We start from the raw sequence: 13,956 nt of genomic DNA on the forward strand, positions 1-13,956 counted from the left end.
CCGCAGCGTGGACGCCCCGTCCTTCAGGCGGGGGAGGATGTCACAGGAACGCGCCGACGAGTGCGGCGAACTCCTCCGGTGAGGCGATCCGTACGCCCAGGCCCTCGGCCTTGGCCTTCTTGGACCCGGCCTTGTCTCCGGCGACCAGCAGCGACGTCTTGGCCGAGACCGCGGACGACGCCTTGCCTCCCGCCCGTTCGACGAGCTCGTTCACCTGGTTGCGCGACAGGTCCTGCAGGGGACCGCTCATCGCGCCGGTGACCACGACCGTCATCCCGGCCAGCGGCAACGCGGAGCCCTCGCCCTTCTCGTCCTCCTGGCCGTCGCCCGCCCCGTCGACCGCCACAGCCGGTGTGACGCCGGGCTCGACCATGTTCACCCCTGCCTGGATGAGTTTGTCGATCAGCGGACGCAACTCGGCCAGCTCGGCGACCACGACCGGGGCCTTCTCCGGGCCGATGCCCTCCACCGCCTGCAGGTCCTCGGCGGACGCGGCGAGAACGGCCTCCATGGTGGCGAAGTGCCGGGCGATCCGGCGGCTCATCGACCGGCCCGTGCCGCGAACGCCCAGTGCGCAGAACACCCTGCTGAGCGGCCGGGTTTTGGCGGTCTCGATGGCGGCCAGCAGCTTGTCGGTGCTGGTGTCCCCCATCCGCTCCAGGGTGAGGACCTGGTCGCGGGTCAGGAGGAACAGGTCGGCGAAGTCGGCGATGAACCCGGCGTCCAGCAGCTGGACGATGCGGGACTCGGCCAGGGTCTCGATGTCGAGGCAGTCGCGGCCGACCGCGTAGGCGATGGGGGCCAGCGCCCGGCAGGCCCTGCCCCGCACGCATCGCCACCGTTCCTGACCGGTGTCGATGACGTCTCCGCAGTTCGGGCACGTCTCGGGGAAGACGATCGGCTGCTCGTCGCCGGTGCGCAGGTGCACCACCGGCGCCTCCACCCGCGGAATGACGTCTCCGGCCTTGTAGACGGTCACCGAGTCGCCCAGCATGAGACCACGCCGGGTGATGTCGCTGGGGTTGTGCAGCGTGGCGTAGGTGACGATCGACCCGTCGAGCTCGACCGGCTCCAGCACCGCGCGCGGGGCGATGATGCCCGTACGGCCGGTGTTCCACTCCACCGCGACCAGCTTGGTGATCTTCTCGACGGCGGGCAGCTTGTAGGCGACCGCCCACCGGGGAGCGCGCGAGCTGAACCCGGCCTGCGCCTGGTCCTCCGCGAGGTCGCACTTGATCACGATGCCGTCGATGCCGAAGGCCAGATCCGCTCGCTGGGCGGCGATCTGCTCGACGCGGGCCTGGATCTCCTCGACGCCGGTGGCCGTGACGCCGGCGACCGGCGTGGCGGCGGTGGTCTGCACGCCCCACGCGGCGACCAGGCCCATGATCCGGCTGTGCGGCAGCTCGCGTAGCCGTACGGCCACCTCGGAGCCGTCACCGGGCGGCAGCGGCAGGGCGCCGTAGCCGAAGAAGGTCAGCTCGCACACATACGGCCGGTCCTGTGCCCGCAGCGTGCCGGCGGCCGCGCTGCGCGGGTTGGCGAACGTGGTGCCGTCGTGGGCCTGACGTTTGGCGCACGCCGCCTCGAACTGGGCGGCGGTCATCATCACCTCGCCGCGGATCTCGACCGTGACCGGCTCGGTGAGCGTGCCCGGCAGACCGACGACCGTCCCGATCGCGTGACTGACGTCCTCCCCGGCCGTGCCGTCGCCGCGCGTGATGAGCTGGACCAGGCGGCCGTTGCGGTAACGGGCCGAGATCGCCAGGCCGTCAAGCTTGGGCTCCACGCTCCAGGCGGTGACCGGACGGCCCAGGCGGCGCTCCAGCCCGGCGGCCCACTTGGCCAGGCCGTCGGCGGAGAACACGTTGTCCAGGCTCAGCATCGGGGTGCTGTGCGGGACGTCGCCGACGACGGCGCCTCCGGCGACCTTTCCCGTGGGCGAATCCGGCGACACGTCGCCCGGGTGCTCGGCCTCGTAGGCCTCGATGCCGCGGACCAGCCGGTCGTAGTCGTCGTCGTCGAGGGAGGAGGTGCCGTCGCCGTAGTAGGCGGCGGCGGCGTCGACCGCCAGCTGGACCGCCGCGGCGTAGGCGGCCCGGTCAGCGGGGACGGTGAGAGGAGGCGTGTCGCTCATGAGGACATCCTGTCGAACGGAACCGACATTCTCCGGACCGCGAGCGTGCGGTGAACAGGGGTGGTCAACCGGCCGTGCGCGTCGTCCGAACGATCACGCGGAGCCCACGTGCTCCTCGCGGAAGGCCGGACGGCCCAAGCCGGGCCGGTTCCCTGCGCGCGCACGTCAGGCCCTGCCCCGTCGATTCACGGCCGGGGCCACGAGGACCCCCTCGGGACCGGAACGTGTTTTCCGGTCCCTGGCCCGTGCGCCCACCGGGAGCGCTATGCACGCCATACGCCCGAAATATAAGGATTTGTAGGGTTCTCCGCCCCCCATGTCGATGGCACCGTTGGGGCAGCCCTGGCCGGCCACGGCTCCTTGCGCCTGCGGACAAGGAGTCATCGCGTATGAACCTCAAAACCACGCTGGGAGCGTTCGCTCTCATGACGGTCGTCACCATGGGCACGACGGCGCCGGTGAACGGGGCGGAGACCACGAGCACGGCGCCCCGGCTCGCCACGGTGCACAGCGGTGCGGGAACGGCCGGCCGGGCGCTCCTGGGCTCGGGCAACAGTCACTTCAACGGCAACCCGGTGGCCGTCCAGACCACGTACTCCGGGGGCCTGTACTCCCTGAACGACCCCACCCGCCCCGGTCTGAGCTGCGGCCGTCTCAACGGCCCCGTCCTCACCAAGCCGACCGACACCTGGGGCGACGGAACCGGCACCAGTCTGGAGACCGCCTGCGTCGACGTCATGTTCGCCGCGCAGAAGCACTGGGACATGCTGCGTGACTGGCTGGGACGCAACGGCGTCGACGGAGCCGGCCACTCCTACCCGGCCTCCGTCGGCCTGAACGACGTCAACGCCTACTGGGACGGCGCCCGCGCCGTCTTCGGCCACAACAGCGCCCGCACCGACCAGCTCACCTCACTCGACCTGGTCGGATACCACTACGGCCTGGCCGTCTACGCCAAAACCGGTTACGACGACGGCAACGGCCCGGAGGCGCAGTCCCTCCGCCTGTCCGCCGCCGACATCTTCGGCACCCTGACCGAGCACTACGCCAACCACCCCCCTGCCCTGGACGAACCGGACTACCTGATCGGCGAGGAGGTGAACATCGTGGGCGGTGGGCCGCTCAGGAACATGTACGACCCCTCACTGACGGGTAACCGGAACTGCTACCCCCTCTCCATGATCCCGCCCGCCGACGGCGGACCGCAGGACCACTGGTTCTACCTACTCGCCGAGGGCACCAACCCGCCGGGCAAACCCGCCAGCCCGGTCTGCGCGGGCCCGTCCACGCTGACCGGCGTCGGCATCCAGAAGGCCGCCCGGATCTTCTATCAGGGGATCCAGCGCAAGTCCCTCGGCTGGTCGTACGGCAGGGCACGCGTGGCCACCATGCTGGCCGCGAAGAACCTCTACGGCTGCCCCGAGATGAACGCGACCAAGGCCGCGTGGACCGCCATCCGCGTCCCCGCCCAGGCCGGCGAGCCGACCTGCTCGACGCCCACTCCCCCGCCCTCCCCCTATCCCAGCGGGATCACGGTCGACCCGCCCTCGGCCACGGTCAGCCCCGGCGGGTCCACCACCGTCCAGATCAGGCTGTCTCCCGACATGGCCCAGCCGGTGACCCTGTCGGCCACCGGCACCCCCGCGGGAACGACCGTCAACATCGTCCAGGCCGGTCAAACCATCACGGCGACCATCAACGTCTCGGCCGGCGCCCCCCTGGGTACCCACACCATCACCTTCGTCGCCACCTCCGGCGGCTCCGCCAAGACGGCCCATTTCACCCTCACGGTCATGGGGGAGGGCGATCAGGCGACGCCTTGACGAACGACCGCCACGGGTGCGGCCGGAGGAGGGGCGGACGCGGAGACCGTCCGCCCCTCCGGCCGCCGGGACACTCCGGTGGTGTCGCACGGGTGCCTCAGGCGACGGCGGTTCCCTCAAGTTCGACCATCAGGTCGGGGATCGCCAGCCGTGTCACCCCGAGCATCGTGGTCGACGGCGCCACCCCGGCGGCACCCAGCCGCGACGCCAGCACGCCGTAGTGCTCGAAGAGCCGGTCCACGTCGGTGGTGTAGACGTTGAGCCGGACGAGGTCGGCGAGGGACATGCCCGCCTCGCCGAGCACGGCCTCCAGGTTGTCCAGGCTCAGCGCCAGCTGCGCCGCCATGTCACCGGCGTGCCGGGGCCTGCCGTCGCCGCCCATCGCGGTCTGCCCGGCGCAGTACAGGGTCCGGGTCTGCCCGGAGACGAGTTCCCCCTGGTTGTATCCCAGCTCCGTCGACCACGCCCACGGGTTGACCGCCGTTCGCTCCACTGCCATGTCAGCTCCATTCGGTTACATTCATCGGCCTGATGGCCATGTCACCAAGCCTCCCGGCAAATCACGACATCTTGTGTCGTGTATTCCAGTAGTGTTTTTGCGTGCGTGCCGATCGGCTGGTCTCGCTGGTGCTGCTGTTGCGGCGGCACGGCCGGCTGTCCGCGGTCGCGCTGGCCCGCGAGCTTGAGGTGTCCACCCGCACCGTGCTGCGCGACATCGAGGCGCTGTCGGCGGCCGGTGTCCCGGTCTACGCCGAACGCGGAAGGCACGGCGGGTTCTCGTTGCTGCCCGGTTTCCGGACCGAGCTGACCGGGCTGAACCACGACGAGGCCCTCGCCCTGCTGATCGCCGGGTCCCGGCGCGGCGCGCAGGCGTTCGGCCTCGGCTCCGCACTCGCCTCGGCGATGCTCAAGGTGATCGACGCGCTGCCGGAAAGTCATCAGGGCATCGCGGCCGAGGCGGCCGAGCGGCTGCTCATCGACCCGGAGACCGACCTCCTCTCGCGCCGGTCGGTCGCCGAGGAGGTGCCGGACGCCGTGGTCGCCGAGATCCGGCGCGCGGTGCTCGCCGGGCACAGGCTGCGCATCCACTACGCGGCCGTCGGCCAGGCCCCGAGGTGGCGCACCGTCGATCCGATCGGCCTGGTCACCGTACGCGACCAGGGCTACCTGCTGGCCACGCGGTCCGGCGCCGACCGCACCTACCGGCTGTCCCGGGTCCTGGCCGCCGAGAGGCTCGCCGAGCCCGCGCGGCGGCCGGACCGGGTCGATCTGGACCGGGCCTGGCAGGAGCGCGGCACGCGGTTCCGCGCCGGCGGCGACCAGGTCGCCGTACTGGTACGGCTGGCCCCGGCCAGGCGGGAGGAGCTGGTGGGCACCGCGCTGGCCGTCCTCGCCGAGGATGCCGACCCGGACGGCCTGCTGCGGATGGAGGTGACCTTCCAGGACGCGAGACACGCCAAGTGGGCACTGTGGCAGCTCGCCCTGGACGCCGAGGCCCTGGCCCCGCGGTGGTTGCGCGCCTGGCTGCGCGAGCGCGCCACCGCGATCGCCACCCGCTACGAGGACCGCCCCGAGGACTGACGGGTGCCGGGCCGTACGGCGGGCTCAGCGCAGCAGGCGGTCGAGCAGTTCCGCGCGCGTGTGCACGCCGAGCTTGGCGTAGATCGACTTGAGGTGGTGCTTGACCGTGTGCGGGCTGATGAACAGCTCGGCCGCGATCTCACCGTCCCTGCGGCCGGTGAGGGCGCGGGTGGCGATCTCGGCCTCGCGCGGGGTGAGGGACGCCAGCCGGTACGGGGCGACCAGGCGCGCCGTACCGTCCCGTACGGTGATGACCGAGACGATCACGTCCGGCTGGCCGGGCAGCCGCTGCGAGGTGACGGTGAGGTGCGGCCCGGTCTCCAGGGCGCCGTCCGCGCTCCAGGAGACGACCGTCCTGTCCCCGTCGCAGTCGAGCAGCCGCTCCACCTCCGGGCGGGCATCGCCGAGCCTGGCGAACAGGGACAGGGCGGGCGCGTTGAGGTGGCGCCGCGCCAGCGCCAGGTCGGTCAGCACGACCGGCGTGCCGCACCGGTCGAGCGCCTCGGCCAGCTGGTGGCGTTCACGCTCGATCGAGGACCGCTCCCGCACCGCGGACACCGCGATGCCCAGCACCATGGCCGCCACGTGGGCGGCGTCGCGGTCGGCCTCGGTGAACTCGGGCTGCCCGTCCCGCCGGGCCAGGTTCAGTGTGCCCGCCACCTCGGCGCCGACGACGAACGGGGCGCACAGCACCCGCGCCATGGCGTGCGGGGCGAACACGTCGTGCACGATGGGCAGCTTCAGCCACTCCTCCCTCGGCATCAGCGAGTCGCTGTCGCACACCCGGCGTTCGCGCAGGGCTCGCTGGACGACGGGGTCCCGGTCGCGGCCGTGGCGCTCGTAGCTGCGCACGTAGTAGTCGCCCAGTCCCCGCACCCTGGCCGCGGCGGGGCGCCCGGTCACGTTGTCGTGCACGTAGACGCCCGCGGCGAAGGAGCCGAACCTGCCCGGCGCCTCTTCGAGGAAGTCGAGGAAGCGGTCGAGCAGCCGGTCGAGGGAGGGCGAGGCGACCAGCTCGGCGACGAGCGCGGGCGGCAGCGATCGGACCGGATCGGCGGCGGGACTGCCCATCAGATTCTCCCGAGGGGACTGTCGCCTTTAGGTGACGGGGGAATCGGGAGCGGGAGGGCCGCCAAGGCCCGGGCGTGCAGTGACCCGCCTGGTCCGCGCATCGCGGATGTCCTTCCTGGTTTTGTCGGTGCCGGCCGATATCGTGACGGTTTAGTTACCGAACGTGATGGGGGTGGGGTGTGCGCAGATCGTTCAAATTCCTGTTGCGTCCCACCCGCCACCAGGAGATCGCGCTGGCGGCGTGCCTGGACGATCACCGGGTCCTGTACAACGCCGCTCTGGAGCATCGCCGCACCGCCTATGCCAAGGCGGGCGTGAACATCCGCTACGGCGAGCAGTCGGCCGAACTGAAGCACATCCGCGCCGACGACCCGGACGGGCAGGGGCCCTGGTCCTTCTCCTCCCAGCAGGCCACCCTTCGACGGCTCGACAAGGCGTTCCGTGCGTTCTTCGACCGCGTCAAAGCAGGCCGCACGCCCGGTTTCCCGCGGTTCAAGGGGCGGGGCCGGTTCGACACCGTTGAGTGGCCCAGGGACGGTGACGGCTGCCGGTGGGACTCCCAGCCCGGACACCCCAGCGCCACCTATGTCCGCCTTCAGGGTGTCGGGCAGGTCCGGGCGCACCGGCACCGGCCGGTCAAGGGCCGCGTGAAGACGATCGGCGTCAAACGGGAGGGCGACCGCTGGTATGTGGTGCTGTCGTGCGACGACGTGCCCGCCGAACCACTTCCCGCCACGGGCACGGCGGTCGGCATCGACATGGGCGTCACCTCGCTGGTGACCACCTCCGGCGGCGAGCACGTCGCCAACCCGCGCCACCTGGCCGCGACCGCCGATCGTCTCGCGCAGGCTCAGCGGGCACTGGCCCGTAAGAAGAGAGGCTCCACGCGGCGCCGTAAGGCGGTCGCGCGGGTCGCCGCCCTGCACGGCAAGGTCCGCCGTCAGCGCCTCGACCACGGGCACAAGGCCGTGCTCGCCCTGGTCCGCACTTACGACGTGATCGTGCACGAGGACCTGCGGATCGCGAACATGACCCGCTCGGCCTCGGGCACGGTCGAGCGGCCCGGACGGAACATCGCCGCCAAGTCCGGGCTGAACCGGAGCATTCTGGATGCGGGGTGGGGGGTGTTCCTGACGATTCTGTCGTACAAGGCTGAGAGCGCCGGTCGAGAGCTGATCGCGGTGAACCCCGCCCACACCTCCCGCACCTGCGCCGCCTGCGGGCACCGCGCTGCGGAGAACCGCCTCACCCAAACCGAGTTCCGATGCCGGGAGTGCGGGCATGCCGCGCACGCCGATGTGAACGCGGCGGTCAACGTCTTGAGGGCAGGGCTTGCCCTTCGCCAGGCCGCGGAAGCGGCTTAGCGAGAAGCCGCTTCCTTCAGGGAACGGAGGAGTCACGACGTGCTCCACTCTCGACACGCTCGGCCGGGCGGCCCGCCGAGGCGTCCCGCCCGGACCGGCTTCCTCCCACCTTCCAGGAGGACGGCCGTGGCCGCCAAGCGTCGGGTCCGCTCAGCGGACCCGCGCCCGGCGGCTCGCCATCCGGCCGGGTCCGGCGGGCCGTCATCGGCCGGGTCCGCCGAGCCGCTGTCCGGCCGGGTCCGCCGGGGCCGTCATCCGGCCAGACGGCCGTGGAGGAAGAGCAACGGCTCACGCTCGGGTTCGGCGGCCAGTGAGACCACCCGCCCGATGAGCATCCAGTGTGAGTTGTTGCGCAGCGTCCCCGCCAGGCGGCACTCGAAGCTCGCCGTGGTCCCGGCGAGCAGCGGCGCGCCGACCGCGCCGGGGACGTGGTCCGCGTGCTCGAACTTGTCGGAGTCCTTCGAGGCGAACAGCCGGGCCGTGGCCGCCTGCCCCGAGGAGAGCACGTTCACCGCGAACACCCCGGAGCGTTCGATCGCCGACCAGGTGCGGGAGGTCGCCGCCAGGCAGACCAGCACCTGGGGCGGGTGCAGGGTGAGGGAGGTGAAGGCGTTGACGGTGCTGCCGTACGGCGTGCCGTCCAGGGTCGTCGTGACGACCACGACCCCGGTGGGGAACTGGGCGCACGCCGATCTGAAGGCCTCGGGAGTCGGCTCGGTCGACGGCTCGCACGAGGTGGCCCCGTTCATGACGCCGTGCGCAGGGCCGGTGCCTGGCCCGGGTCGAGCCCCATCGAGATCAGACCGGCCATCTCCGCGCATGCCAGCGCGTTCGGCGGCATGATCGGGCCGGTCATGGCGTCCCGCAGCATCAGCTCGTAGCCCTTGGCCCGCATCAGCGAGTTGAGGCCGCCCGCCGTCGTGCCGAGCGTGGAGATCGTGTGGATCGCCGTGCCGACCATCAGCTTCGCCCGCAGGAACGCGGCGCAGGTGTTCAGGCTCGGCCCGCTGTTCTCGTCGGCCTCCCAGGCCGCGTGGTACATCATCAGCCTGGCCGCCTCGATCTGGGCCGCGATGTGCCCCATCGCGGTGCTGATCGTCGGGTGGTAGCCCATCGGCTGGGCGTGGCCCTTGGCCGTGCGCGTCCCGAGGGCGTTCCGCAGCCACTCCGCCATCGCCTCGGCGACACCGAGGTAGACGCCGGTGTAGCCGCCCCACGCGATATGGGCCTGGGCCACGATCCAGTTGCCGAGGAAGTCGCCGAACTCGCACAGGACGAGGTCGTCCGGCACGAACGCCCCGTCGATGCGGACCTGGTTGCTGCGGGTCGAGCGCATGCCCAGCGTGTCCCAGTCGTCGGTGACCGTGATCGCGCCGTCCTGGCGGGTCGGCATCAGGAAGCCGACCACGTGGGTCGGGTCGTCCGCCCACTCCGGGTGGGCGAACATGAAGGCGTAGTCGCTGGCCTCCCACAGGGAGGCGAACATCTTCGTGCCGCTGACCTCCAGGCCGCCGGGCACCCGGCGCGCGGAGAGGGTGGGCATGTAGGTGGCGGGCAGCAGGCTCGACGCGGACGGCTCGGACAGCGGCGCGCAGATCAGCGCGCCGTCCCGGACCACCAGGTCGGCCACCCGCTTCCTGGCGTCGGCCGGTACGGCGTCGAGTGTGGCGATGATGCGGGTGGCCACGTAGTGCATGTTGAAGCCGAGCGCGGTCGAGGCGTCGCCCTTGGCGAGCGCCTCGACGGTGGCCAGCCACTGGGTCGTCCTGGCCCCGAGGCCGCCGAGGTCGCGCGGGAGCGCGACGCCGTACAGGCCCGCCTCGCGCAGTTTGGCGAGGTTCTCCGTCGCGGTGCTGCGGTCGCGGTCGTGCTCCCCGGCGTGGGGGGCGAACCCGGCGGCGAGTCTCGCGCCGAGCTCGGCCAGTTGCGCGCTGTGTTCGTCGAGGTCGAAGCGCATGGTGGTGCCTGTCTTCCTGGTCGATCTGTTCTGAAGGGTCTCAGGTCCACATCGGTGGACGGGCGGTGTCGAGGCTGGCGTGGACGACCTTGGTCGAGGTGTACTCCAGGAGGGTCGAGGTGGCCCCCTCCCTGCCGAAGCCGCTGGCCTTGACGCCGCCCTGCGGCTGGCCGAGCGGTGTCGCGAACCAGGTGTTGATCCAGACCATCCCGGAGTCGAGGCGGTCCGCCAGCCGGTAGGCCTGGGCGAGGTCGGTGCTCCACACCCCGTTGGCCAGCCCGAAGGCGACCCTGTTGGCCCGTTCGACGACCTCCTCCTCCGAGGTCCAGGACTCCACGGTGAGCACGGGGCCGAAGAACTCCTCGCACGAGGCGCTGGTCGTGCCGTCCGGGGAGGCCAGGACGGTCGGCCGGTAGTAGCTGCCCCCGGCCAGCTCGCCGGACATCTCCGGGACGTGCCCGCCCGCCCTGAGCCCCGCTCCCTCGGAGAGCGCGGCCCGCACCCTGGCGGCGACCAGGTCGCGGTGCCCGGCCGTCACCAGCGGGCCGAGCTGGGTGGCCGGGTCGAGGGCGTCGCCGACGACGATCGACTCGGCGCGGGCGACGACCCTTTCGAGGAGTTCGTCGTGGCGGTCCCGGTGCACCATGAGCCGTGAGGAGGCGAAGCACACCTCGCCGTTGGCGGCGAAGACGCCGGTGAGCACGTCCTCGGTGACGGTGTCGAGGTCGGCGTCCGGGCAGACCACCATGGCCCCCTTCCCGCCCAGTTCCATCAGCGCCGGGACCAGCCGCTCCGAGACGCCCCCGAGGATGCGGCGCCCGGTCTCGGTGCCGCCGGTGAAGCTGACCTTGGCGACGTCGGGGTGGGAGACGAGCGCGTGCCCGGCCTCGGGGCCGAACCCGGTGACGACGTTGACGACGCCGGGCGGGAACAGGTCCTGCACGAGCCGGACGAACTCCACCGTGCTGACCGAGGCCAGTTCCGACGGCTTCACCACGACGGTGTTGCCCGCGGCCAGGGCGGGCGCCAGCTTGTGCGCGACCGAGATCAGCGGCGAGTTCCACGGGACGATCGCGGCGACGACGCCGAGCGGGCGCGGGGTGGTGGAGACGTGGGCGCCGGGGCCGCAGGGCACGGTCCGCCCGTGCAGGTCGCGGACGACGCCGGAGAAGAACCGGAAGATCTCCGCGGCCGTCGGCACGTCGATCAGGCCGCCCTCGCGGATGGCTCTGCCGTTCTCGGTCGCGAGCAGGGCGGGCCAGCGTCCGGCGTCCTGGGTCAGCCGCTCGGCGACGGCCCACAGCAGGGCCTGCCGGGTGTCGAGCGAGGTCCGCCGCCAGGTGTCGAAGGCGCTCCTGGCCGCGGCGACCGCGCGGTCCACGTCGCCCGCCGTACCCTCGGCGACCTGCGCCCAGACGCGGCCGGTGCTGGGGTCGACGGCGGGGAAGGTCCGGGCGGCCCCGACCTCCTCGCCGCCGATCAGCAGGGGTTGCGGGGCGGCCAGCGAGAGCCGGCCGGCCGTGACTGCCGTGGTGGCTTCGGTCGTGGTCATGTCAGAAGCCGATGTGCTGGGAGTGGAAGGGGTTGTCGATGCGGATGCGCCAGGTGCCGTCGGCCTGGCGGCAGAAGACGTTGCTGTCCACGGCGCCCATCTCGATCGGCTCCCCGTCGGGACCGGTCCCGGTGAGGTGCCACCTGAGCGCGACCAGGGCGACGTCCCCCGCCTCGACCCGGTGCAGTTCCTCGATCGTCAGGTGGGGCTTGGTGTCGATGAACCGCTGGAGCGCCTCCCGCAGGGCGGGCAGCCCTCGGACGGGCTCCGTCCCCGGCGCGGTCTGGAAGACGGTGTTCTCGTCCCAGCAGGACACGGCCAGGTCGAGGTCCCCGGCGTTCATTGCCTCGACGAACAACTCGTTGAGCTCGGTGACGCTGTTGTGCGAACCCACGGTTACTCCTTGGTGAGGGGGGTGCGTTTCCCTCAACGTAGGTTCGGCCGCGGGCGGCCACATCCCGCCGGGACGGGGTTCGCGGGCGTCCCCTGTTCGGGGGATGCCCGTCAGTTCGCGGGGAAGGAGCCCGCGCGCAGGCTGGCGATGCCCATGTCGAGGGCGGCCTCCAGGTGGGTGGTCTCGCCGGTGGACATCTGGATCAGCACTCCGCCCTGGACGCACGCGAGCAGGGCCGCCGCGGCGCGGTCGGGGTCGACGGCGGGGTCGATCTCGCCGGCGCCCTGCATGTGCCGTACTCCGGCGGCGAGCTCGGCCTGCCAGCGGCCCATCAGCCCGGTGACCACGGCGCGGGCGCCGGGGGTGCCCTCGCCCAGGTGCGAGGTGACGGCGTTGAGCGGGCACAGGCCGCCCTGCCTGCGGTAACGCTCGACGACGGTGTCGCGCCACGACCACCAGGCGGGCCAGGAGGTGAGGTCGCCGAGCTGGGGCCGCTGGTCCTCAAGCACCCGGTCGGCCTCCAGGCGCGCCACGGCCAGCAGCAGCTCCTCCCTGCCGCCGGGGAAGTAGTGGAACAGTTGGCTCTTGCTGGTGGCGGTCCTGGCCAGCACGTCGTCGAGGGTCGTCGCGGCCACGCCGAACTCGCGGATGTGCGCGGCGGCGCCGTCCAGGATGCGCCGCCGGGTCGCGGCCCCCTTGCGGGTGAGCGTGGGCATGACCACCTCCAGATTGGACTTTTCAGTCCATATTATCGCGCCAGTTTTGGACTTGACAGTCCATTTTATGCCGCGCAAGGTGGGTCGCGAAACCCACCCGCCCATCTCAGAACGGGAAGGACCCCCATGTCTCTCGACCAGTACTACCTGCTCGGACGTTCCGGGCTGCGGGTCAGCAGGCTCGCGCTCGGCACGATGAACTTCGGCACCGGCGGCTTCCACGCCGCGTACGGCAAGGCCCGGGACGAGATCCGCCCCGTCTTCCGCCGCTACCTGGAGGCGGGCGGGAACCTCATCGACACGGCCGACTTCTACACCGCCGGAGAGAGCGAGACCATCCTCGGCGACCTCATCGCCGAGGCCGGGGTGCGCGACAGGGTGGTGCTCACCACCAAGTTCACCAACAGCGTCGAGCCCGGAGACCCGAACGCGGGCGGCAACGGCCGCAAGCACATGATCAGGGCGGTCGAGGCGTCGCTGCGCCGCCTGCGCACCGACCACGTCGACCTGTTCCTGCTGCACACCTGGGACCGGATCACCCCCGTCGAGGAGGTCATGCGGACCTTCGACGACCTCACCAGGGCCGGGAAGATCCGTTACGCGGGCCTGTCCGACGTGCCCGCCTGGTACGCGGCCCGCGCCCAGACCCTCGCCGAGACCGGCGCCTTCCCTCCGGTGCTCTGCGTGCAGCTGCCCTACTCCCTCATCGACCGGGCGATCGAGTTCGAACACGTCCCGATGGGACGCGACCTGGGAGTCGGCATCACGGCGTGGAGCCCCCTCGGCGGCGGCTTCCTGACCGGCAAGTACCGGCGTGACGGACAGGGTCTGACCGGGCCGGGCAGGCTCGACCGCTCGGGCTCGGCCTGGCGGTCGTGGACGGACCGGGAGTGGCGGATCCTGACGGCGGCCGAGAAGGTCGCCGCCGAGCTCGGGGTGACGACGGCCCAGGTCGCCGTCAACTGGGTCGCCACCCAGCCCGGGATCGCCTCGGCGATCGTCGGGGCGAGCGACGTGCGGCAGCTCGACGGCACCATGGCCGCCCTCGGCTTCGAGATCCCGCCGGAGCTGCGCGCCGTCCTCGACGAGGCGAGCGCCGTGACGCCCCCGCTGGTCTACGGCATGTTCACCCCGGAGTATCAGGGCAATCTGGTCAGCCCGGGGGTCAAGGTCGGGGACAAGCCCGCCGGATACGCCCCCGCCGTACGGAACTGGGTGGCCTGACGCCCGTCAGGGTGGGGAGTGGCACGGCCCCCCTTCAGCCCCGGCGCAGGGCCTGGCCTCGAAGGCATGGACCCTGAGACCACGGGCGCGGCCACGGCCCGGGACAACCCGCTCGGCCGGTTCCTGCGCGCCCGCCG

12 protein-coding genes are annotated in these 13,956 nt (G+C 71.9%); 4 read left to right on the forward strand and 8 right to left on the reverse strand.

Features of this window, described 5'->3' with window-relative positions:
* Nucleotides 1-40 precede the first annotated feature (40 nt).
* On the reverse strand, nt 41-2,137 hold the full coding sequence (ligA, locus tag ABZ463_RS14605) for an NAD-dependent DNA ligase LigA (RefSeq protein WP_362776238.1): 2,097 nt from the start codon (nt 2,135-2,137) through the stop codon (nt 41-43).
* A gap of 389 nt (nt 2,138-2,526) precedes the next feature.
* Between ligA and ABZ463_RS14610 the strand changes: the two genes are divergently transcribed.
* Nucleotides 2,527-3,960: a M4 family metallopeptidase gene (locus tag ABZ463_RS14610; RefSeq protein ID WP_362776240.1), complete on the forward strand. Its 1,434-nt coding sequence runs from the start codon at nt 2,527-2,529 to the stop codon at nt 3,958-3,960.
* A gap of 97 nt (nt 3,961-4,057) precedes the next feature.
* Here the strand turns inward: ABZ463_RS14610 and ABZ463_RS14615 are convergent, their stop codons facing one another.
* A complete protein-coding gene (locus tag ABZ463_RS14615) occupies nt 4,058-4,453 on the reverse strand; it encodes a RidA family protein (protein ID WP_352012082.1) in 396 nt (131 codons plus the stop codon).
* Nucleotides 4,454-4,560: 107 nt separating this feature from the next.
* On the opposite strand from ABZ463_RS14615, the gene ABZ463_RS14620 reads away from it, so the two are divergent.
* Nucleotides 4,561-5,541 (forward strand): WYL domain-containing protein, encoded by a 981-nt coding sequence (locus ABZ463_RS14620; protein ID WP_362776242.1) that lies wholly within the window; start codon nt 4,561-4,563, stop codon nt 5,539-5,541.
* Between the two features lie 24 nt (nt 5,542-5,565).
* Here the strand turns inward: ABZ463_RS14620 and ABZ463_RS14625 are convergent, their stop codons facing one another.
* Nucleotides 5,566-6,612 (reverse strand): LuxR C-terminal-related transcriptional regulator, encoded by a 1,047-nt coding sequence (locus tag ABZ463_RS14625; protein ID WP_362776244.1) that lies wholly within the window; start codon nt 6,610-6,612, stop codon nt 5,566-5,568.
* 179 nt (nt 6,613-6,791) lie between these two features.
* Here ABZ463_RS14625 and ABZ463_RS14630 point away from each other — a divergent pair, with 179 nt between their 5' ends.
* Complete coding sequence (locus ABZ463_RS14630) at nt 6,792-7,976, forward strand: transposase (RefSeq protein WP_362776246.1); 1,185 nt, start codon at nt 6,792-6,794, stop codon at nt 7,974-7,976.
* A gap of 251 nt (nt 7,977-8,227) precedes the next feature.
* Here ABZ463_RS14630 and ABZ463_RS14635 read toward each other — a convergent pair whose 3' ends face one another.
* The 5 genes from ABZ463_RS14635 to ABZ463_RS14655 form a co-directional block, all read right to left on the reverse strand.
* Nucleotides 8,228-8,725 (reverse strand): flavin reductase family protein, encoded by a 498-nt coding sequence (locus tag ABZ463_RS14635; protein WP_362776248.1) that lies wholly within the window; start codon nt 8,723-8,725, stop codon nt 8,228-8,230.
* On the reverse strand, nt 8,722-9,933 hold the full coding sequence (locus ABZ463_RS14640; protein ID WP_352011832.1) for an acyl-CoA dehydrogenase family protein: 1,212 nt from the start codon (nt 9,931-9,933) through the stop codon (nt 8,722-8,724). The genes ABZ463_RS14635 and ABZ463_RS14640 overlap by 4 nt, the downstream gene beginning before the upstream one ends.
* Before the next feature lie 40 nt (nt 9,934-9,973).
* Complete coding sequence (locus ABZ463_RS14645; RefSeq protein WP_362776251.1) at nt 9,974-11,485, reverse strand: aldehyde dehydrogenase family protein; 1,512 nt, start codon at nt 11,483-11,485, stop codon at nt 9,974-9,976.
* Between the two features lies 1 nt (nt 11,486).
* Nucleotides 11,487-11,879 carry a nuclear transport factor 2 family protein gene (locus ABZ463_RS14650; protein WP_352011830.1) on the reverse strand — a complete coding sequence of 131 codons (393 nt, stop codon included), beginning with the start codon at nt 11,877-11,879 and terminating at the stop codon, nt 11,487-11,489.
* Nucleotides 11,880-11,989: 110 nt separating this feature from the next.
* On the reverse strand, nt 11,990-12,595 hold the full coding sequence (locus tag ABZ463_RS14655; RefSeq protein WP_362776253.1) for a TetR/AcrR family transcriptional regulator: 606 nt from the start codon (nt 12,593-12,595) through the stop codon (nt 11,990-11,992).
* A 126-nt stretch (nt 12,596-12,721) separates the two neighbouring features.
* Here ABZ463_RS14655 and ABZ463_RS14660 point away from each other — a divergent pair, with 126 nt between their 5' ends.
* A complete protein-coding gene (locus ABZ463_RS14660) occupies nt 12,722-13,819 on the forward strand; it encodes an aldo/keto reductase (RefSeq protein ID WP_352011828.1) in 1,098 nt (365 codons plus the stop codon).
* The last annotated feature ends 137 nt before the right edge of the window (nt 13,820-13,956 follow it).

It is taken from the genome of Streptosporangium sp. NPDC020145 (genome assembly GCF_040631275.1).
In the GTDB taxonomy this organism is placed as follows: domain Bacteria; phylum Actinomycetota; class Actinomycetes; order Streptosporangiales; family Streptosporangiaceae; genus Streptosporangium.